The sequence below is a fragment of the Nonomuraea sp. 10N515B genome, from assembly GCF_052245915.1.
GTDB lineage: Bacteria > Actinomycetota > Actinomycetes > Streptosporangiales > Streptosporangiaceae > Nonomuraea.
Window position 1 is genome coordinate 70,204 of sequence record NZ_JBQQBQ010000012.1, and the last position, 19,732, is coordinate 89,935.

Here is a 19,732-nt window from a genome sequence, read left to right on the forward strand (position 1 = left end):
CGACGTCCCAAATGGACATCGATCTGAGCGCGAGTTGACCAAGGTGCCACCGAGCCCCTTAGGCTCGGTGACACAGGAGGCAGCGATGGAGAGCAAGAACCCCGTATTCAGCAGGTCACGTCAGCAGGCGGGGGGTTGGGCGGGACCCACCCCGTCTCCCGACCAGCTGCAGAACATGTACGACTCCCCGTCGTACGCACCACCGAGCCGGCCCGCATACCGGACCATGACCCTCGACGACGTCGTGGTGCGCGGGTTCATCACCCTCGGCACCCTCGTCGCTGCCGCCGCCGCGGCATGGGTGCTGAATGTCCCGCCGGCGGTCGCGATCGGCGCCGCCATCGTCGCGATGATCCTCGGGTTGATCGCCTCGTTCACGCAGAGCACCAACCCGGTGCTCATCCTGGCCTACGCGGCGTTCGAGGGCGTGTTCCTCGGCACGATCAGCCGCCTCTTCGATAGCTTCTACGGAGGCAGCGGCAGCATCGTGCTGCAGGCGGTGCTCGGCACGGCATTCGCCTTCGGCGCCGTGCTGACCGTTTACACCCTGCGCGTCATCCGCGTGACACCCAAGCTGGTGAAGTACGGCATCGCCGCGGCGATCGCCGCGGTCGGGCTGATCCTCGTCAACCTGCTCGTCGGCCTCTTCAACGGCGTCGGGCTCGGTCTGCGCACGGACAGCCCGCTCGGCTGGATCTTCAGCATCGCGATGATCCTCATCGGCTGCTTCTTCCTGCTGCTCGACTTCGACTCCATCGAGCAGGGGGTCAAGCAGGGCGCTCCGGAGAAGTTCGCCTGGCAGTGCGTGTTCGGGCTGACGCTCAGCCTGGTCTGGATCTACCTCGAGATCCTGCGCTTCGTCAGCTATTTCAGCAGCAGTGACTGATCGTTAACGCGAGCGTAACCACGGAGGGCCCCACCGTTCAGGTGGGGCCCTCTCTTTGTGCGACCGAAAATCTACGTGACGTCACTAAATGATGCCTGGCTTGGGGCTTGCCATTCGGACGGACGTGTTGCACTGTCAAGCAAAGGACCTTTATCCGCGGAGGTGCCCATGTCCTTGAACCACTCACCGGAGATGCAGACGAAGCTCATCGCCAGGGTCCCGACCATCACGGGACGCGAACTCCCAGAGTGGTTTCAAGCACTTGACAACGGCCCGAGCTTCCTACGGTGCGACGAGCGGGCCAACTGGCTTGCCGACGAGCACGGGCTGACCCACGGCTACGCCGCCGCGATCGTCCTCGAACACGAGCGGCAGCGCCGTAACCGCATGGGCTTCATCTAAGCCCACCCATCCCCGCGCCCGCGTCCCAAGCGCGGGCGCGTCATCATGAGGGGATGGATCTCGACAAGGCTCTCGCCTTTCTTCGCGCCAACCACAACGCCGTCCTGCTCACCCGGCATCACGATGGGCGCCCGCAGATGTCGCCAGTGACGGCCGGGGTTGAAGACGGCCGCATCGTCATCAGCACCAGGGAGACGGCGGTCAAGGTCCGCAACGCCCGCCGCGACCCGCACGTGTCGCTGTGCGTCTTCACGAACGCCTTCTACGGCGAGTGGATCCAAGTGGACGGCACGGCCGACATCATCTCGCTCCCCGAGGCGATGGACCACCTGGTTTCCTACTATCGCAACATCTCCGGCGAGCACCCGGACTGGGACGACTACCGCGCCGCCATGATCCGCGACCGCCGGGTCATCCTCCGCGTCACGCCGATCCACGCCGGCCCGGACCACCACGGGTAACGCGCCTTCCCGGTGGGCGCCGGCACGCCGACGCCCACCGGTGCCGGACCCGGGCGCGCCCTGCCGGCCGGGGGCCGCGCCCCCGGTGCCGGGGGCGCGCATGCAATCTAAGAGAGACGCTCGAGGAGCATCGCCATCCCCTGGCCGCCGCCGACGCACATCGTCTCGAGCCCGATGCTCTTGTCGTGGTGCTGGAGGCTGTTGACCAGTGTGGACGTGATGCGCGCCCCGGTCATCCCGAACGGATGCCCCACGGCGATCGCCCCTCCGTTCACATTGAGCCGACCCAGGTCGATCCCCAGCTCCAGATACGACGGGATCACCTGAGCGGCGAAGGCCTCGTTGATCTCGACCAGATCGACGTCCTCGATGGCCATGCCCGCCCGCGACAGCGCCTGCCGGCTGGCCTCCACCGGTCCCAATCCCATGATCTCGGGCGACAGCGCGGACACCCCGGTGGACACGATCCGGGCGAGCGGCGTGATCCCCAGCTCGGCGGCCTTGACGTCGCTCATCACGATCACGGCGGCCGCCCCGTCGTTGAGCGGGCAGCAGTTGCCGGCCGTGACGGTGCCGTCAGGCCGGAAGACCGGCTGCAGGGTGGCGACCTTCTCGTAGGTGGTGCCCGCCCGCGGCCCGTCGTCCTTGCTGACCACGGTCCCGTCGGGCATGGTCGCGGGTGTGATGTCCTTGGCCCAGAACCCGTCGGCCAGCGCCTTCTCGGCCAGGTTCTGGGACCGTACCCCGAACTCGTCCTGCTCCTGACGGGTGACGCCCTTGAGCTGCGCGAGGTTCTCGGCGGTCTGCCCCATCGCGATGTAGATATCCGGGATGGTCCCGTCCTCGCGCGGGTCATGCCAGGTCTGCCCGCCTTCGCCGAACTTCTTGGTACGGGCCAGCGCGTCCAGGAAAATCGGGTTGTGGGTGTCGGGCAGCGAGTCGGAATTGCCCTTGGTGAAGCGCGAGACGGTCTCCACCCCGGCGGACACGAACACGTCGCCCTCGCCCGCCTTGATCGCGTGGAAGGCCATCCGCGTGGTCTGCAGCGACGAGGAGCAGTAGCGCGTCACGGTGGTGCCGGGCACGTCGTCCAGGCCGAGCATGACGGACACCACCCGCGCCATGTTGAAGCCCTGCTCGCCGCCCGGCAGGCCGCACCCCAGCATGATGTCGTCGATCGTGTGGGGGTCGAGCTGGGGCACCTTGGCCAGCGCCGCCTTGATCATCTGCACGGTCAGATCGTCGGGCCTGATCTCCTTCAGCGATCCCTTGAAGGCTCGTCCGATGGGGGAACGCGCGGTTGCGACGATGACTGCCTCGGGCATGGCCCCTCCTTTGTCGGCGCTAATAGTAGAACTATATTCCAGTCCTACGGAAAAGCACTGTCAGGTGGTCAGCCGTACATGCCCGGCGCGGGCGCCGTCTGGTCGTTCACGGCATGCAGCGCCCCCTTCTCGTCCCGCCAGAGCCGCCACCCGTCCTGACTGCCGGTGAACCACGGCGGCGGCGCGCTCGCGGGGGAGATCCGCTTGCCGGTGCCGAGGTCGTACTCGCAGAGGGCCGCGGTCGAGTAGAAGCCCGGAGGCTGACCGCGCAGCGCCAGCGGCTTGGGGTCGGTGACGCAGAAGGACCAGCCGTGCTCCTTCTCCGCCGGCACGGCCTTGCCCGAGACCAGGTCGAAGGCCGTCCCCTTGGTGTTGTGCTGGAGGAAGCCCAGCTTGTCCATCCGGTCGGGGAAGGCCAGCCACCAGCCCGAGCCCGGCACGTCGGAGGCGGTGATCTGCCCGAGCACCCGGCCGGACCCGGAGTCGAGGCGGGCGAAGCCGCCGTAGGCGCCCTGCCGGTCGACGGGGCGCACGACCGGGGCGTAGCCGGGGTTGCCGCTGGGATAGACGCGGACGACCGAGGGCCGGATCCAGTTGATCGCCCCGTCGGCGATCTTGACGGAGAACAACCCGAAAGTGGAGATCTTCTTCGTCTGCGGGTTGGTGTAGGGGGCGACGTAGCCGACCAGGTTGTCACCCGCCGCGCCGAACGCCCAGCCTCCCGACAGGTCGACGCCGGGCCCGAGGGCCTGCTCGATCGGCTGCTGCCACCGCAGCTTGCCGGTCTTGAGCTCGTACGACTCGATCATGGGGTTGGCGGACAGCCTGAGCAGCAGCACCCGGGCCGGGTCGGACCATTCGACCTCGGAGATCCCGGGCAGTTTCCACAGCTGTTTCCCCGTGGCCGGGTCGAGCACCACCATGCGGGCTTTGGCCAGGGCCGTGTGTTCGGACAGGCAGATGTAGGGGCCGCAGCGCTGCGGCCCGAACGTCGAATGCACCGGCCTGGTCCACTTCTGCACCCCGGAGTGAGCGTCGCGGGCGATGAGGGTGGCGTTCCAAGGGGATTTCTTGCCTGGGTCGAGCGCGACGATCACGCCCTCGTCCGCGGCCGTCTCCACGATGGCGGGGGCGGAGACACCCATCCCGGGCAGGCGGCCCGCCATCGTGGCGGGGTAGGCCCACAGACGCCTGCCGTCGCGCAGGCCGATCGCGACGGTCTCCAGCGTGCCGTCGGACTTCATGGAGGTCGTGGCGACGACCCCGCCGGCCACCGCCATGCGGCTGACCGCGTTGACTTGGGTGTTGTGCCAGGTCGGGAACGTGTCGGTGGTGGCCGCGTCGCTGCCGGAGCAGGCGGCGGCGGCCAGGGTTCCGGCGAGGGCGATGGACGGTTTCCAGAGGGGCCGGAGCACGGGCAATTCCCTCCAAAGGGACGTATAGCGACGACCCGGGCGCGGAGGGTGACCGTGGCTGGGCGTCGTCGACCGCTCGCCAAGCCTGAGCCGAGGTCGGGCCCGCCGAATCCTCTTTGGGGGTCAGGACTCGTTGAGCCGCTCGCCTGGCCGTCGGCGGAACAACGACGCCCACTTCCCGTGCAGGCCCGTCGTCCGCCCGTCGACCTGGGTCGCGGTGACCTCGGTGCCGGGCTCCTCCGCGGCCGTAGCCGCCGCAAGGTAGATCGGTTGCAGTGCCTCGCCGCGCGCGGGGCGCGGCTCAGGCCACAGCCCCAACGCAGCGCACACTGAAGGTAGCACCGCGTGAGCGGCCTGCGCGTAACCTCGGGCAGATGGATGGAAACCATCCGGTCCGAACATTTCTGTCGGATTTGTCGCGAACTCCGGGCCCAGGACGTCGGCGAACGCCACGGTACGCCCGCCCGCATCCACTACCGCCACCGTCTGCGCCGCCGCCAGCTGACGGCTCCAGCGCCGCGCCACCCAGCGCAGCGGCTGCGAGATCGGCCGTACCGTCCCGAGGTCCGGGCAGGTGCCCACGACCACCTCGACCCCCGCGTCCCGCAGCCGCCGCACGGCCTTGGTCAGATGACGTACGGCGATCGCGGGCGGCGTCTGCGTGATGATGTCGTTGGCCCCCACGAAGATCACCGCCACGTCGGGCTCCATGGCCAGGGCCTGGTCCACCTGATCGCCCAGCTCGGCCGACGGCGTGCCCGACTTGGCGGCGACGAGCAGGCGCACCGGGCGCTCGGAGACCTCGGCCAGGCCGCCCGCGAGCAACACGCCGGGAGTGTCGGCCGGGTCGGTCATGCCGAGGCCGACGGCCGTGGAGTCGCCGAGCATGGCCAGTTGGAGCGGCTCTCCGGGAAAGTCGCCGTACTCGCCGTCCGACGGCGGGCCGTCCAGCCCGTGTGGCTGACCGATGGCCTTGCGTGCGAGCAGTCCTTCGGCGATCAGCAGCGCGTACGCCGTGGCGCCGAGCGCCGTCAGCCCGCCTCCTCCGAGCGCCGCCGCAGTAGCGATCTTGCGTGCCGCGCGAGCCATCCCAGCTGGCCAGACCACCTGCGTGCCCTCCCCGGTCGAACTCAGCGGTAGCGTTTGCTTGAAAAACTAGCCGAGGGCCTGCCACCCCCACTGGATCTCGGCCACAGGCAAGCTGATCAAGCTTTGGCAAAGAAGGTGAACACCTCGGTGCGCGTTTACGATTCCCTGGTCGATCTCATGGGCAACACCCCGCTGGTTCGGCTGCACAAGGTTTCCGCGGGACTGCCCGCCCAGGTGCTCGCCAAGGTCGAGTACTTCAATCCGGGGGGCTCGGTCAAGGACCGCATCGCCCTCCGCATGATCGAGGCCGCCGAGAAGTCGGGCGAGCTGCGCCCCGGCGGCGTCATCGTCGAGCCGACGTCCGGCAACACCGGCGTGGGCCTGGCCATCGTGGCCCAGCAGAGGGGTTACCGGTGCCTGTTCGTGGTGCCGGACAAGGTGGCCCAGGACAAGATCGCGGTGCTGCGTGCGTACGGGGCGGAGGTCGTGGTCTGCCCGACCGCCGTCTCCCCCGACCACCCTGACTCCTACTACTCGGTCTCGGACCGGCTGGCCCGCGAGGTGCCCAACGCCTGGAAGCCCAACCAATACACCAACGTCAACAACCCCGACTCCCACTACCAATCGACGGGTCCCGAGGTCTGGCAGGACACCGAGGGCCGGGTCACGCACTTCGTGGCGGGCATCGGCACCGGCGGCACGATCAGCGGCGCGGGCCGTTACCTCAAGGACGTCTCCGACGGCCGGGTGAAGATCATCGGCGCGGACCCCGTGGGCTCGGTCTACTCCGGCGGCTCGGGGCGGCCCTACCTGGTCGAGGGCGTCGGCGAGGACATCTGGCCGGACACGTACGACACCACGATCTGCGACGAGATCATCGCGGTGTCCGACAAGGACTCCTTCAACATGACCCGCCGGCTCGCCCGCGAGGAGGGGCTGCTGGTCGGCGGCTCGTGCGGGATGGCGGTCGTGGCGGCGCTGCAGGTGGCGGCCAAGGCGGGCAAGGACGACGTGGTCGTCGTGCTGCTGCCGGACGGCGGCCGCGGCTACCTGTCGAAGATCTTCAACGACGACTGGATGGCCGACTACGGCTTCCTGATCGAATCCTCCGAGGAGGGTCTGGTCGGCGACGTGCTGGCACGCAAGGGGCGGACGATGCCCGAGTTCGTGCACGCGCACCCCCACGAGTCCGTGAGCACGGCCATCGCGATCATGCGTGAATACTCCGTGTCCCAGCTGCCGGTGATGAAGGAGGAGCCGCCGGTCATGGCGGCCGAGGTCGTCGGCTCCATCGTCGAGCGCGACCTGCTCGAGGCGCTCTACCACGGCAGGCTCTCCTCCGACGACCCGATCGCCGATCACATGTCCGCGCCGCTCCCCACGATCGGCAGTGGCGAGCCTGTTTCCCGTGCGGTCGAAGCGCTGGAGAAGGCCGATGCGGCCGTCGTGCTGGAAGAGGGCAAGCCCGCCGGGCTGATCACCCGGCAGGACCTGCTTGCCTTCCTGGCCAATCACTAGAGGTTGGGCTGCGAGGGCCCGGCTTGGGGGAGTGGGAACTCGGCGACCACCTCCCAAGCGCCCTCTCGGGACGGGCCGGCGTAGAGCCGGCCGCCCAGCGCCTCCACGCGCTCGGCCATGCCGACGAGACCGAACCCGCCACCAAGGCGGGCAACCCGGGGATCTGACGCGGAGGACCCGAAGTTCCGCACCCGCAGGACCACGACCTTCTCGTGCCTCCGTAAATCCGCCTCCACCCAGGCGGAGCGAGAGGCGTGCTTGCGGACGTTCGTGAGCGACTCCTGCAGCACCCGGTGCAGGGTGGTCATGACCTCGGGCGGCAGCGTGCGATCGTCCAGTCCCTGCCCGATCTCGAAGGCCACCTTGGGCCCGTCGGCCGAGAACCGGTCGGTCAGGAGGCGTAGATCGCCCAGCGTGGTGCCGGGCTTGCGGGCCGCGTCGTCCTCGGTACGCAGCACCGCCACCATGCGCCGCATCGAGGTCAGCGCCTCGGACCCGGCCGTGGCGATCGCGTCGAGCGCGGGCGCCACCGCGTCCGGCCGGGTCTCGGCCACCGTACGCGCGGCCTGGGCCTGGACCACGATGCCGGTGATGTAGTGGGCGACCAGGTCGTGCAGTTCCCTGGCCAGTTCCAGCCGCTCCGCCCGCCGTACCGAATGCACCGCCTCCACACGGCGCTCCTGCTGGAAGCGGAGGTAGCCGCCGATGCCCGCGGCCATCGACCATCCCGCGAACAACACGAACGACAGCGCCAGCCCTGCGCTCTGGTAGTCGCGCGCGATCCCCTCGGTCATCAGGACGACCAGCCCGACGCAGGCCAGCACGGCCGCCCGCCGTACCGGCTCCACGTGCCGCAGCACGCCGATGGTCAGGATGAGCAGCGACCCGGTCTCCGCCATGCCGGGCGAGCCGTCGAAGCCGCCGCCGCCGATCGTGAGGGAGATGCCGAACGACAGCGCCAGCATGATGCCGAACCCGTTCAGGCGATGCTTGCGCCGCAGCACCACGGCCGCGATGCCGCACGCGCCGCAGATCGGGACGAGCCACTGGAAGCCCCCGATGACGGCGGCCAGCACGAGATCGAGCATGAGCATCATGCCCAGCCAGCCGAGCATCGCGATCTCGCTCAGCCTCCGGATCCAGTAAACGAGCCGCTTGGAATCACGCACGGCCCGAGCCTAGGCCGGAAGTCGGACACGTCGAATCAACCGTTCGGCCGAGTCGGCCGTCCGCAGACCCACCCTTCAGCGGAGGCGGTGGCCAGGGAGATCGCGGATGCTGGATATGTCGGAAAGGGGACAGAGATGGTTGCCATGGGGTTAGCACTGCTGGGAGTCGGACTGGTCGTCGGGGTGCTGCTCGCGCTGGCCGACCCGGTGCTGCTCTCCCGCATCAACGGGGAGCCCGCGGAGGGCGGCCGCGGTCGGTTCGTCAAGGCCGATCCATATGAGTCGCTCGTACGGCTGGCGCCCAGGTCGAGCGGGGAAGAGCTGCACGAGCCCAAGGCCGCCTGAGGATCCGGCTCGCGCGGGCATGGTGCGCGAGCCTCGCGGGCGGTCGTTGGGGGACGGCGCCCGCACCCGCGGCCCGTGGTCCGTTGGGGAGCGGACCGCGGGCCGTACGGTGGGGACCGGAGCCCGGGTGGTCTTCCGTTAACGTTGCCTCTATGAGCAACGGTTTTGAGACCCTGGCCATCCACGCAGGTCAAGAGCCCGACCCGCTGACCGGTGCGGTCGTGCCGCCGATCTACGCCACGTCCACCTACAAGCAGGACGGCGTGGGCGGCCTGCGTTCGGGATATGAGTACAGTCGCTCGGCCAACCCCACCAGGACCGCGCTCGAGCAGGCGCTGGCCGCTGTGGAGGGGGGAGCGCGCGGGCTCGCGTTCGCCTCGGGGCTGGCCGCCGAGGACACCTTCCTGCGTACGGTGTGCAAGCCGCAGGACCACGTGATCATCCCGAACGACGCGTACGGCGGGACGTACCGGCTGTTCGCCAAGGTCCACGAGCGGTGGGACCTCCACTACGACCCGGTCCCGCTGCACAACCTCGACGCCGTGGCCACGGCCATGACGCAGAAGACCAAGGTGGTCTGGGTCGAGACCCCCACCAACCCGCTGCTCGGCATCGCCGACATCGCGGCGCTCGCCCAGATGGCCCACGACAACGGGGCGTTGCTGGTGGTGGACAACACGTTCGCGTCGCCGTATCTCCAGCAGCCCCTCGCGTTGGGGGCGGACGTCGTCGTGCACTCCACGACCAAATACGTGGGCGGGCACTCCGACGTGGTCGGCGGTGCGCTGATCGCGGCGGACGCCGGGCTCGGCGAGGAGCTGGCCTACCACCAGAACGCGATGGGCGCGGTGGCCGGGCCGTTCGACGCCTGGCTGACGCTGCGCGGGCTCAAGACCCTGGGCGTGCGCATGGACCGCCACTGCGACAACGCCGAACGCGTCGTCGACCTGCTGCTGGCGCACCCGCGCGTGACCGAGGTGCTCTATCCCGGGCTGGCCGAGCACCCGGGGCACGAGGTGGCGGCCAAGCAGATGAAGCGGTTCGGGGGCATGGTGTCGTTCCGCGTCGCCGGTGGTGAGGCGGCGGCCGTGGAGGTGTGCAACCGGGCGAAGCTGTTCACGCTGGGCGAGTCGCTCGGCGGTGTCGAGTCGCTCATCGAGCACCCCGGCAGGATGACCCACGCGTCGGCGGCGGGGTCGCCGCTGGAGGTGCCCGCCGACCTGGTGCGGCTGTCGGTCGGCATCGAGACCGTCGACGACCTGCTCGCCGACCTCACCCAGGCGCTGGCCTGAGGACGCTGATCCCTGGCCCCGTCACCCGGTGGGGCCGGGCACCAGCATCAGGAAGAGGATCACCAGCCAGATCACGGACAGCAGTCCGCTGATGGCGGCGATCCGCCCGTTCTGGACCTTGGCGTCGTCAGCGGTGTCCTCGCTTCCCAGCACCCGTACGGCGGTGCGCAGGTCGCGGTCGATGATGACGAGCATCACGGCAGCCACGATGAACAACGTCATCGAGGCCGTCATGTACCACCGGCCCAGGACTCCGTTGCCGAGGACCGCGCCGAGCGCCAGCCCGAACACGAACACGCCGATCGAGCCGAGGCTGTAAACCCTCGTCATGCGCTGGATGTTCTGCAGCGCGGGCACGTTCTTGTTGCGGATGATGCGGGGCGCGGCCATCGTCGCGGCGGTCACCGGGCCGATGGTGAAGATGGCGAAGGCGATGTGGAGCCACAGAAGCAGGGACGACATGCCGGAGAGACTAGTCCCCGACGATCTCGGCCGGGGGCTCGACACTCTCTTTACGCTCGGCGGAGCACAGCATGCAGAGCTCCGTGGCCGCCACCGCGACGACCATCAGCACGATGAGGAGAATCGTGGCAATCATGGGCTCCCCTCCTTCCCCGTGCCGGACGTAAATATCGTCCTGAATGACTAGACGCCTGGGCAACGGAATAAGTTCGGTGCCGGTATGGTTGGTCACCGTCTCGTTTTTCTTACCGTTAGGGCACAAGGGGGTGCCGTCCGTGGCCATCAGGCACGTCGAGCCATATACCGACGAGTGGCTGCAGCAGCCGATCAGCTACGTGCGCCAGGTCGTCGACCAGCTCGGAGCCGAGGTCGCGGACTGGTGGGAAGGCCCCTGCGACCCGCGTCACGCCACGCTCAAGCTGGCTGACGGGAGCGCGCTGGTGTGGGACGAGGAGAGCGGCTGGCGCCTGGGCGGATTCGTCTCGGGCGGCCGCGGCGACCACACCGAGCTGACCGGCGTCCGCTACCTGGGCCACGGCCTGCTCCCGAAACCGGAGCGCGTACCGTCGGCGCTGACGGACGCCCGCGCCGGGATCGGCGCCAGCTCGGCCTGGCGCCCCTGCTACCGCTCCCACCGCAACTGCCGCGACGGCTTCGACGTGGCCCTCACCTTCTACACCCGCCTCATCGGCGCCTAACCTGGAGCGCTCACCGCTCTGCGGCCGTGCGGCCACACCCGATGGCACTCGTAACCCCCACGGTTCGTCGCAGGCCAACCTCGTCGCTGGTGATCCTCTGGCATATCACTAACTATGAGGGTGAGTTGATAGTTGCTGCTATGGAGTGGGGTCGTGCAGGACGAGCAGGATGTGTTCGTCCTCGCCGTGCAAGACCGTTCCCGAGCGCTCGAAGCCGTGCCGCTCCAGGAGCCGGACCGACGCCGTGTTGCCATGGAAGGGATCGGCGTAGAGGGGGCGGGTCTTCTCGGCGCGAAGGAAGAGGCCCAGGGCTCGGGTGCCGATGCCGCGGCCCCAGAACTCCTGGCCCATCCAGTAGCCGATGAAGCGCCGCTCCCCTTCCCACCAGGCCACGAGGTTGCCGGCCACCTCGTCGCCCACCAGGATCGCCTGCACGAAGTTGGTGGGGTCGCCGAGGACCCGGGTCCGCCAGTGGGTCAGGAACCGCTCCCGCGGGCGCGCCGGGAACCTCGATCTCCGGACGGCTTCCGGGTCGTGCTCCTGCGCCAGGAACACCTCCAGGTCCGTCTCGACCACGTCTCGCAACCGTACGTCCTCGTCGCTCATGCCGGTGAGTCTGGCGGGCCCCACCGACAATTCAGCGGGCGCGGCGCAGCCGGAGGAAGTCGCTGACGACGTACTCGCCCAGGCGTTCGGCGCTCGGGGAGAACACGCGGCCGCCGTTCCTGCGGGCCACCTCGTCCACGAACTCCTTCAGCCGGTCGTCCGCCGCCAGCATGAAGACGTTGATCGTGGCGCGCCGCCGGGTCATCTTGTCCACCTCGGCCAGCGTCAGCTCCAGCGTCTCGTGCGACGGCGGCCACTCGAACGCCGACCGGCCGCTGCGCATGAGGTGGGCGGTGGGCTCGCCGTCCGTGACCACCAGCACCACCGGCTCGAAGTCGGGGTGGCGGTCCAGGTGGCGGCCGGCGATCAGGAGGGCGTGGTGCAGGTTGGTGCCCTGGACCATGTCCCAGTCGAGGCCGGCCAGCTCGTCCGGCTGCAGGACCCGGGCGTAGTTGGAGAAGCCGATGATCTGCACCGCGTCCTGCGGGAACTTGGAGGCCACCAGGGCCTGCAGGGCCAGAGCCGTCTGCTTGGCGGCGGCCCAGGTGCCGCGCAAAGCCATCGAGTACGACAGGTCGACCAGCAGGCAGACGGCCGCGGCGCTGCGGCGCTCGGTCTCGGCGACCTCGAAGTCGTCGACGGAGAGTCGCACAGCCGCTCCGTTTCCGGTGCGCTGTCCGGTCTGGGTGCCGCCTCCACGCCGCACGCCGCCCCGGCGCACGCCGTTGACCAGGGTGCGGACCACGTCGAGCGGCTGCTCGTCGCCGAAGCGCCATGCCCGGGACGAGCCGGTGAGCTCGCCGGCCGCACCCGCGTCGTGCTGATCGTGGTCGCCGCGCCGGCCCGCGTCCAGGGACGAGAACACCCGGCGCAGCGCCGTCTCGCCGAGGCGCCGCACCGCCTTGGGGGTCAGCTCCAGCTTGCCGCGGCGGCGCAGCAGGTAGCCCTGTTCCTCCAGCTCCCGCTCGATGCGCTTGAGCGCCTCCAGGTCGTCGACCGCGGACCGGCCGAGCGCGCGGCGTACGGCGGCCTCGTCGACGTCGTCCAGCCTGGCGCCCGGATAGTCCTGGCGGAGGGCGGTCTCCAGCTGGGTGAGGTCGGCCAGTTCCTCCAGGGCGGTGACCGCGTCGCCCATGCCCAGGGGTTCCTCGCCGGTGAGGCGTTCGGGGGCGTTCCAGGCCAGGTCGGGGCGGCGGGAGTAGAGCGCCTCGCCGAGCCTGCGCATCTGGTCGGAGAGCCCCGCCTGGTCGAGGGTCTGGTTGATGAGGTTGCTGAGCTCCTCGCGCTGGCGCGGGGTCATCGAGGCCAGCATGCGCTGCGTGGCGGCGGCGCGGCGGGCCAGGATGTCGACGAGCTCCTCCAGGTTGCGCGGCTTCTCGGGGAACAGGTCGCCGTATTTCTCCATGAAGGCGTCGAAGTCCGCCTGGGTGTGCTGACCGCGGGCGTCCTTGTCCAGCATGTCGTTCAAATCCGACATCATCTGGCGGACGCGTTCCATGGCCTCTGGGTCGGGGTTCGCGAGCGCGTCGCGCAGGCCCCTGAACTGGCTGTCGAGGACCTCCCGGCGCAGCAGGTCGCGCAGCTCTTCGAAGGTCTGGCGGGCCGCGGCCGAGCGCCAGTCGTACGAGCTCAGCTCCTGGATGGCGCTGGCGGTGTCGTCGGGGAGCGCGTCGAGCGTGGTCTCCCGGAACCTCGCGTCGTCGGAGGGATCGGGGAACAGCTCCGCCCGTTCCTGGCCGATGGCCTTGTCGAGCAGCGCCCGGGCCTTCTCCAGCGTGCCGTCGAGCCGGCCGCGTTCGCGCAGGTCACGGCGGCGTCGACGGACCTCCCTGAGCATGTCGTCGAGGCCGCGGCGGTCTTGCGCGCCGGGGAGACCGCGCTTGAGGAGGTCGCGCAGGGCGTGGACCGGGGTCGAGCCCGACAAGATCGCATCGCCCATCTCGTCCAGCGCCGCCCGTACGTCGTAGGGCGGGGCCAGGGGGTCGGGGCCGTCGTGGTACTCGCCGTAGCGGAAGGCCATCACGAGACCACGCTAACCCGGAATGTCCCCATGCGCGCCCCAGGCGAAGAGCTCAGGGCTCGACCAGCCGTCCAGCCTGACCGAGGTCCGGCGGAGTCGGGTGGACAGCCGACTCGGCCGGACGCGGCCGGGTCAGGCGTTCGGCCGCGCTACGCGTCCCCGTAGATCTCCCAGACCTCATCGATGCCGCCCACGTCGGGCGAGTAGCGCAGCTGCACCAGCACGGGGTGCTTCTGGGACTTCAGCACCCTGGTCAGGTCCGCGGCGCTGCAGGACTTCTTGCCGAGGCCGTTCCTGTCGGCGTTGACCGGGTCGCCGGCCAGCCACCCGTCCCGGCAGCGGGCCGTGACCCGGTATAAGGCCGTGCTGTACGAGTAACCCAGCTTGAGGGTCCTTCCGCCGGTCGCGAACAGGACAGTGCTGTCGTTGACCCGCTTGATCGTCCCCCGGCCGGTCCGAGCGTTCGGCCAGTCGCTGACCAGGAACTCATTGATCTTGACGGCTTTGCCGCTCCGATACTCGATCCGCAGCGGCTTGACCCCACGCTGCAATTCAGCGGCCAGATGCCCAGGCTTGCAGGCCGTCCGCCCCAGCCCCTTCCCGTCCACGGCGATCCGCCCCTCGGTCTCCTTGAGATCGCACGCGACCGTGACCCGCCCGAACGGCGCCTTGGTGTAGTCGATCCGCACCTCTTTGGCGCCGGAGACGGATGTGAGCCGGTAGCCCACGAAGCCGCCCTGCCCCTTCACGAACGTGGCCGACTTGGGCGCGATCCGCAGGAGGCCCTTGCCGTCGGCCCACGCGTAGCCGTACACGACCTTGGTGGCGCCGGCCTCCGCGGGCAGAGCCACAGAGCCCAGGGCAAGAATGGCGGCACCGGCCAGCAGGCGCATGGATGGTCTCCCCCATCAAAGTGATCGGCTAATCACTATGACGCGGAAGGAAGCCCCAGAGTTCACGTGCGGTAGACGGTCACTCCGTCAAGGTCTTCCTTGGACAGGCGCCGCATGAGGTAAAGCCCCTCCAGCGCGAACTCCAAGGCCGCCGCGGCGTGGCCGGGCGACTCCTCGCCCGCGCCCATGCCCAGCCTGGACATGATCTTCGCCAGGCCGGGCACGGGACCCATCCGATGCAGCAGCTCCCCGGCCGGGATCAGCTCGCCGGACTCCACCTGGTTGCCCTCGGCGAACTTGTCGGTCACCGCGGACAGGTCCATGCCGCCCAACCGGTTCCTGAACGTCTCCGCCGTGGCCCGGCGCAGCAAGTGGGCCAGGATCTCAGTCTCCCTGCCCTCCTCGCTGACCTCGAACTCCACCTTGCCCCGCAGGCTGTGCACCACGGAGGCCAGGTCCACGACCCGCGTGACCGCCTGCTCCTCGCCCGCGAGGGCGGCCCGCCGCACGGCGGAGGCCGAGGCGGTCTCGGCGGCCGCGATCGAGAACCGGGCGGACACGCCGGACCGGGCGTCCACGGCGGTGGACTCGCGAACCAGCCGGGTGAACCGGGCGATCACCTCGACCAGGTGCTCGGGGAGGTCGGCGCCGATGTCCGGCATGGACTCCTGGCGGATGAGCGTGAGCTCGTCCTCGACCGTCTGCGGATAGTGGGTGCGGATCTCGGCGCCGAAGCGGTCCTTCAGCGGCGTGATGATCCTGCCTCTGTTGGTGTAGTCCTCGGGGTTGGCGCTGGCGATGAGCAGGATGTCGAGGGGCAGGCGCAGGTTGTAGCCCCGCACCTGGATGTCGCGCTCCTCCAGGACGTTGAGCAGGGACACCTGGATGCGCTCGGCCAGGTCGGGCAGCTCGTTGACGGAGAAGACGCCCCGGTTGGTGCGCGGCACCAGCCCGTAGTGGACGGTCTCGGGGTCGCCGAGCGTGCGCCCCTCCGCGATCTTGATCGGGTCGACGTCGCCGATCAGGTCTCCGACGGAGGTGTCGGGCGTGGCGAGCTTCTCGCCGTAGCGCTCGTCGCGGTGCTTCCACGCGACCGGGAGCTCGTCACCCAGCTCGCGCGCCAGCGCCTGGCAGCGCGTGCAGGCCGGCGCGTACGGATGGTCGTTGATCTCGCAGCCCTCGACCACCGGCGTCCACTCGTCCAGCAACCCGGTGACGGTGCGGATGAGCCGGGTCTTGCCCTGGCCGCGCTCACCGAGGAGGACCAGGTCATGCCCGGCGAGGAGCGCCCGCTCCAGATGCGGCAGGACCGTGTCGTCGAACCCGACGATGCCGGGGAATCTCGGCTCGCCCGCCCGCAACTTGGCCAGCAGGTTTGCCCTGACCTCGGCCTTGACGGTGCGGTGGACGTGGCCGCTGTCTCGCAGCTCGCGGAGAATTCGTGGCTGTGGCTGATGCACGGGATCGAGACTACGTCCCCTGCGTGGAATGTGGCAGAGAGTTTCGCATCTGGCGGAGATTTCGGATCTTGACTATTGCGTGATGGTTCGTGCGCGTGCTTGTCCCTTTAGTGGGGAGAATCGGGCCTAAGGGACGTTCGACATGTCGAGGGGAGGCGAGACGCGTGGCCTTGATGACAAGCCACTTCGCCGACGGCCTCGCCGTGGGTTCCGACCTGGTGGAGGCCGCGCGGAACGCCGTGGGCCAGGCCCTGTCGAGGCTCAGCGGCCAAGCCGACCTGGTCTGCTTCTTCATCTGCGGTGACGATCCCGACGACGTCGCGAGGGCCGGCCAGGCCGCTATGGAGCTCGCGCCCGGAGCACACGTGATCGGATGCAGCGCCACAGGAGTGATCGGCGACGGGCAGGGTGTGGAGCTGACGCCCGCCGTGAGCGCCTGGGCGGGCACGTTGGACGGGGCGAGGCTGACCACGTTCGCGCTGGAGACGCTCGCGGCCGAGGACAAGTTCGTCGTGGTCGGGCTGCCGGAGCGCAGCCAGGACGACCATGTGGCGATCCTGCTCGCGGACCCGTACACCTTCCCGACCGACGCCTTCGTCGAGCGCTCGGTCGATGTGCTCGGTGAGCTGCCACTGATCGGCGGGCTGGCCAACGGGCTGCAGGGACGGGGTTCTGTACGGCTCTTCGCCGACGGCCGGATCTATACCGAGGGCGCGATCGGCGTGCTGCTCAGCGGTCCGCTGCAGGTCAGCACCGTGGTCAGCCAGGGGTGCCGGCCGATCGGCCCGAGCATGGTAGTGACGGCGTCGGAGGACAATCTGCTGCTGGAGCTGGCCGGCCAACCGGCGCTGGCCAGGCTGGAGGACATCGTCAGCGAGCTGGACGAGGACGACCGCGAGCTGGTCGCCGCCGGGCTGCAGATCGGCGTGGCCATGGACGAGTACGCCGAGCGCCACGAACGCGGCGACTTCCTCATCCGCGGCGTCATCGGCATCGACCCCGAACGCGAGGCCGTCGCCATCGGGGACATCGTGGAGATCGGCAGGACCGTGCGCTTCCAGGTGCGTGACGCGGCCACCGCCGACGAGGACCTGTACGACCTGCTCGACGCCCACCGCGAGCAGTTCGGGAAGGTGGACGGGGCGCTGCTGTTCTCGTGCAACGGACGGGGCTCGGCCATGTTCGGCACGGCGGATCACGACCCGATCGCGTTGCGCGACACGCTGGGGCCGATCGGCGTGGCGGGGTTCTTCGCCGCCGGCGAGGTCGGTCCCGTGGCCGGGCACAATCACGTGCACGGCTTCACCGCTTCCGTGCTCGTTTTCTCCAGCGCGGCAAGTGCTCCATGAGGCGCCCGTGATCCTCGCGATCGACGTCGGCGGCACCAAGATGGCCGCCGGCCTGGTGGCCGGCGACGGGACGGTGACGCTGTCCGCGCGGGTGCCCACGCCGCAGGGCGCGGACGCCTCGACCCTGTGGAAGACGCTTGCCGAGCTGATCGAGCCCTTCTCGGCGGGCGTCGAGGGCGTCGGGGTCGGCTGCGGCGGGCCCATGGCCTGGCCGGACGGGGAGGTCTCGCCGCTGAACATGCCAGGATGGCGCGGCTTTCCCCTGCGTGCCCGGCTGGCCGAGCGTTTCCCCGGTCTCCCGGTACGCCTCCACAACGACGCCATCTGCCTGGCCGTGGCCGAGCACTGGAAGGGCGCGGGGCAGGGCAGCGCGGACATGCTGGGCATGGTGGTGTCCACAGGCGTGGGCGGCGGGCTGATCCTGAACGGGCGCCTGATCAACGGCGGCACCGGCAACGCCGGGCATATCGGGCACGTGGTGGTCGAGCCGGAGGGCGGGCCCCGGTGCGGCTGCGGCGGGCACGGCTGCCTGGAGGCCGTCGCCCGTGGCCCGGCCCTGACCGCCTGGGCTCAGGAGCAGGGCTGGGCGCCCCGGAGCCCCGAATCCGGGGCGTACGACGAGGACCGGGCGGTCACGGCGCGGGCGCTGGCCGCCGACGCGCGGGCCGGCGACCCGGTCGCGGTGCGGGCCATGCGCAGGGCCGGGCGGGCGCTCGGCATCGCCATCGCCTCCGCCACGCACCTGTGCGACCTGGACCTGGTCACGATCGGTGGCGGGTTGTCGCAGGCGGGGAAGCCGCTGTTCGGGCCGCTGGAGGAGGCGCTGCGTGAGCACGCCAGGGTGGAGTTCGCCCGCCGGGTCAAGGTCATGCCCGCCTCCCTGGGCCAGGAGGCCGGCCTGATCGGCGCCGCCGCCCTGCTCCTGGCGGGCGAGAGTTACTGGACGGAGAGACGCTGAAGGCCCGGCGGCCCCGCTGCTCGGGAGGGTCGCCGGGCCTGGCTCGGACCGGGTGCTACTCGGTTTCCTGGTGCAGGCTTGGACCTTCGTCCTTGCCCCCGGTGCCGGGGGGCGGGACGGGCATCGAGGTCGGCTCGCAGTCCGCGACCGCCCCCTTCGCCACGGTCACCGACATGCCGAAGGGTGGCTTGTCATCGCCGGCCCTGCTCTTGGACACCGCCAGCACGAGCGTCTCGCCCGCGGGCACCTTCCCCTTCTCGATCTTGAAGGAGATCCCGGCGCCCTCGGAACCCACGCTCGCTGCGAACGGGCCGCTGACGCTGCCCTGCTCGCCGCGGGGCTCCTTGCAGGTCTGCCCCTCGGGCAGGTAGTCGACGACCGCCTTGACGCCGGCGTCGGCCAGCTCGGCCTCCAGCCCCTCGGGGTCGGTGAACGCGCTGATATGCACGTCGACCGAGCCGTCCGTGGCCTTGGTGACGGCGTACGCCGGGCTGCCGGCGATCCCCGTCAGGAGCACCACCGCGGTGGTGGCCGCCGCGAGCCCCGCCACCGCGGCGGACAGCCCCGCGAAGCGCCGCCGCGAGCCGCGCTGAACCGGTGTCACCGTCGTCGTCATCCTGTCCTCCGCCGTCCTCGTCGTGATCTCTTCCTTGAGTGCACTGAGAAGGCGCTCTTCGAAATTGCTCATGCCTGTCCCTCCACGTACACAGGTGCTGGCGAAGCGACGTACAGGGCTTTTCTGGCCCGGTGTAACCGGACTCGCACGGTCACCTGCCTGATGCCCAGGGCCTTGGCGACCTCGGCGACGGTGAGCTGATCGATCGCCACGAGTTCCAGCACGGCACGCTCACCCTCCGGCAGCTTGGCCATGGCCTCCAGAGCGCTGCGCATCTGGCGCTCGGCGTCGATCCGTTCCTCCATCCTGACGAGATCGTCGTCGTCCATCAGCCGGCGACCCGCGACCCGGCCGGTGGCCCGTGCCTCCCTGGCCGCTTGGCGATGCTGGGCCGACACGACGTTGCGCGCGACGCCGTACAGCCATGCGATCTCGCTGCCCCGGCCGGGCACGTAGGTGTGAGCCGAGTCCAGGGCCGCCAGGAAGATGTCCGCCGTCAGGTCCGCGGCGAGATGAGGATCACTCACCCGCCGGGCCACGAACCTCAGCACGGCATCCACGTGGCGGCGATAAAAGGCCTCAAAGGCCGCAGGGTCTTCGTTGAGGCGCATCGCCTGAAATCCCTTTCGTCGTTCGCCTTACATCCGGTACTTGGACCGAGCGACGAAAAGCGTTTCGCGGAGGGCCTCCCAATAAGAAACCTGCTTGTCAGACCGCCGCCCTACTCACCGTGCCTGGTCAGGACCGTAGCGGCGGTTCGCTTGCAGA

The 19,732-nt window shown here is 69.7% G+C and carries 21 protein-coding genes; 9 read left to right on the top strand and 12 right to left on the bottom strand.

The window, feature by feature from the left end; translation table 11 throughout:
• The first annotated feature begins 85 nt into the window (after positions 1-85).
• The 3 genes from ACTWQA_RS19875 to ACTWQA_RS19885 all read left to right on the top strand — a co-directional run bounded on the left by ACTWQA_RS19875 (position 86) and on the right by ACTWQA_RS19885 (position 1,749).
• A complete protein-coding gene (locus tag ACTWQA_RS19875; protein ID WP_443160668.1) occupies positions 86-886 on the top strand; it encodes a Bax inhibitor-1/YccA family protein in 801 nt (266 codons plus the stop codon).
• A gap of 168 nt (positions 887-1,054) precedes the next feature.
• On the top strand, positions 1,055-1,288 hold the full coding sequence (locus ACTWQA_RS19880; protein WP_305921033.1) for a DUF4287 domain-containing protein: 234 nt from the start codon (positions 1,055-1,057) through the stop codon (positions 1,286-1,288).
• 53 nt (positions 1,289-1,341) lie between these two features.
• Positions 1,342-1,749, top strand: a complete 408-nt coding sequence (locus tag ACTWQA_RS19885) for a PPOX class F420-dependent oxidoreductase (protein ID WP_327588757.1) — start codon at positions 1,342-1,344, stop codon at positions 1,747-1,749.
• Positions 1,750-1,856: 107 nt separating this feature from the next.
• On the opposite strand, the gene ACTWQA_RS19890 is transcribed toward ACTWQA_RS19885, so the two are convergent.
• The 3 genes from ACTWQA_RS19890 to ACTWQA_RS19900 all read right to left on the bottom strand — a co-directional run bounded on the left by ACTWQA_RS19890 (position 1,857) and on the right by ACTWQA_RS19900 (position 5,596).
• Positions 1,857-3,074, bottom strand: coding sequence for an acetyl-CoA C-acetyltransferase (locus ACTWQA_RS19890; protein ID WP_443160669.1), 1,218 nt, complete (start codon positions 3,072-3,074; stop codon positions 1,857-1,859).
• A gap of 68 nt (positions 3,075-3,142) precedes the next feature.
• Complete coding sequence (locus ACTWQA_RS19895; RefSeq protein ID WP_443160670.1) at positions 3,143-4,489, bottom strand: PQQ-binding-like beta-propeller repeat protein; 1,347 nt, start codon at positions 4,487-4,489, stop codon at positions 3,143-3,145.
• Between the two features lie 123 nt (positions 4,490-4,612).
• Positions 4,613-5,596, bottom strand: coding sequence for an SGNH/GDSL hydrolase family protein (locus tag ACTWQA_RS19900; protein WP_443160671.1), 984 nt, complete (start codon positions 5,594-5,596; stop codon positions 4,613-4,615).
• 129 nt (positions 5,597-5,725) lie between these two features.
• Here ACTWQA_RS19900 and ACTWQA_RS19905 point away from each other — a divergent pair, with 129 nt between their 5' ends.
• Complete coding sequence (locus ACTWQA_RS19905; RefSeq protein ID WP_443160672.1) at positions 5,726-7,096, top strand: cystathionine beta-synthase; 1,371 nt, start codon at positions 5,726-5,728, stop codon at positions 7,094-7,096.
• Here ACTWQA_RS19905 and ACTWQA_RS19910 read toward each other — a convergent pair.
• Positions 7,093-8,265, bottom strand: a complete 1,173-nt coding sequence (locus ACTWQA_RS19910) for a sensor histidine kinase (RefSeq protein ID WP_443160673.1) — start codon at positions 8,263-8,265, stop codon at positions 7,093-7,095. The two genes, ACTWQA_RS19905 and ACTWQA_RS19910, sit on opposite strands and share 4 nt — an antisense overlap.
• 144 nt (positions 8,266-8,409) lie before the next feature.
• Here ACTWQA_RS19910 and ACTWQA_RS19915 point away from each other — a divergent pair, with 144 nt between their 5' ends.
• Together ACTWQA_RS19915 and ACTWQA_RS19920 are read left to right on the top strand one after the other, a co-directional pair.
• On the top strand, positions 8,410-8,610 hold the full coding sequence (locus tag ACTWQA_RS19915) for a hypothetical protein (RefSeq protein WP_443160674.1): 201 nt from the start codon (positions 8,410-8,412) through the stop codon (positions 8,608-8,610).
• Positions 8,611-8,762: 152 nt separating this feature from the next.
• Complete coding sequence (locus ACTWQA_RS19920; protein ID WP_443160675.1) at positions 8,763-9,902, top strand: cystathionine gamma-synthase; 1,140 nt, start codon at positions 8,763-8,765, stop codon at positions 9,900-9,902.
• Positions 9,903-9,923: 21 nt separating this feature from the next.
• On the opposite strand, the gene ACTWQA_RS19925 is transcribed toward ACTWQA_RS19920, so the two are convergent.
• Both ACTWQA_RS19925 and ACTWQA_RS19930 read right to left on the bottom strand, forming a co-directional pair.
• Positions 9,924-10,364 carry a hypothetical protein gene (locus ACTWQA_RS19925; protein ID WP_443160676.1) on the bottom strand — a complete coding sequence of 147 codons (441 nt, stop codon included), beginning with the start codon at positions 10,362-10,364 and terminating at the stop codon, positions 9,924-9,926.
• A 10-nt stretch (positions 10,365-10,374) separates the two neighbouring features.
• Positions 10,375-10,500 carry a hypothetical protein gene (locus tag ACTWQA_RS19930; protein WP_305921023.1) on the bottom strand — a complete coding sequence of 42 codons (126 nt, stop codon included), beginning with the start codon at positions 10,498-10,500 and terminating at the stop codon, positions 10,375-10,377.
• A gap of 139 nt (positions 10,501-10,639) precedes the next feature.
• Between ACTWQA_RS19930 and ACTWQA_RS19935 the strand changes: the two genes are divergently transcribed.
• Positions 10,640-11,062 carry a DUF6292 family protein gene (locus ACTWQA_RS19935; RefSeq protein WP_305921022.1) on the top strand — a complete coding sequence of 141 codons (423 nt, stop codon included), beginning with the start codon at positions 10,640-10,642 and terminating at the stop codon, positions 11,060-11,062.
• A 138-nt stretch (positions 11,063-11,200) separates the two neighbouring features.
• Here ACTWQA_RS19935 and ACTWQA_RS19940 read toward each other — a convergent pair whose 3' ends face one another.
• The 4 genes from ACTWQA_RS19940 to ACTWQA_RS19955 all read right to left on the bottom strand — a co-directional run bounded on the left by ACTWQA_RS19940 (position 11,201) and on the right by ACTWQA_RS19955 (position 16,041).
• The gene (locus ACTWQA_RS19940; RefSeq protein ID WP_443160677.1) at positions 11,201-11,668 is read right to left on the bottom strand and encodes a GNAT family N-acetyltransferase; all 468 of its coding nucleotides are present in this window, start codon (positions 11,666-11,668) and stop codon (positions 11,201-11,203) included.
• 31 nt (positions 11,669-11,699) lie between these two features.
• A complete protein-coding gene (locus tag ACTWQA_RS19945) occupies positions 11,700-13,688 on the bottom strand; it encodes a vWA domain-containing protein (protein ID WP_443160831.1) in 1,989 nt (662 codons plus the stop codon).
• A gap of 149 nt (positions 13,689-13,837) precedes the next feature.
• Positions 13,838-14,581: a hypothetical protein gene (locus tag ACTWQA_RS19950; protein ID WP_443160678.1), complete on the bottom strand. Its 744-nt coding sequence runs from the start codon at positions 14,579-14,581 to the stop codon at positions 13,838-13,840.
• Between the two features lie 62 nt (positions 14,582-14,643).
• Complete coding sequence (locus ACTWQA_RS19955) at positions 14,644-16,041, bottom strand: sigma 54-interacting transcriptional regulator (protein WP_327588767.1); 1,398 nt, start codon at positions 16,039-16,041, stop codon at positions 14,644-14,646.
• A 173-nt stretch (positions 16,042-16,214) separates the two neighbouring features.
• Here ACTWQA_RS19955 and ACTWQA_RS19960 point away from each other — a divergent pair, with 173 nt between their 5' ends.
• Positions 16,215-17,390 carry an FIST signal transduction protein gene (locus tag ACTWQA_RS19960; protein WP_443160832.1) on the top strand — a complete coding sequence of 392 codons (1,176 nt, stop codon included), beginning with the start codon at positions 16,215-16,217 and terminating at the stop codon, positions 17,388-17,390.
• Between the two features lie 7 nt (positions 17,391-17,397).
• Positions 17,398-18,348 (top strand): ROK family protein, encoded by a 951-nt coding sequence (locus ACTWQA_RS19965; protein ID WP_443160679.1) that lies wholly within the window; start codon positions 17,398-17,400, stop codon positions 18,346-18,348.
• 55 nt (positions 18,349-18,403) lie between these two features.
• Here ACTWQA_RS19965 and ACTWQA_RS19970 read toward each other — a convergent pair whose 3' ends face one another.
• Both ACTWQA_RS19970 and ACTWQA_RS19975 read right to left on the bottom strand, forming a co-directional pair.
• Positions 18,404-19,036, bottom strand: a complete 633-nt coding sequence (locus ACTWQA_RS19970) for a hypothetical protein (protein WP_443160680.1) — start codon at positions 19,034-19,036, stop codon at positions 18,404-18,406.
• Positions 19,033-19,575 (bottom strand): RNA polymerase sigma factor, encoded by a 543-nt coding sequence (locus ACTWQA_RS19975; protein ID WP_443160681.1) that lies wholly within the window; start codon positions 19,573-19,575, stop codon positions 19,033-19,035. Before ACTWQA_RS19975 ends, ACTWQA_RS19970 begins: the two co-directional genes overlap by 4 nt.
• Positions 19,576-19,732 lie beyond the last annotated feature (157 nt).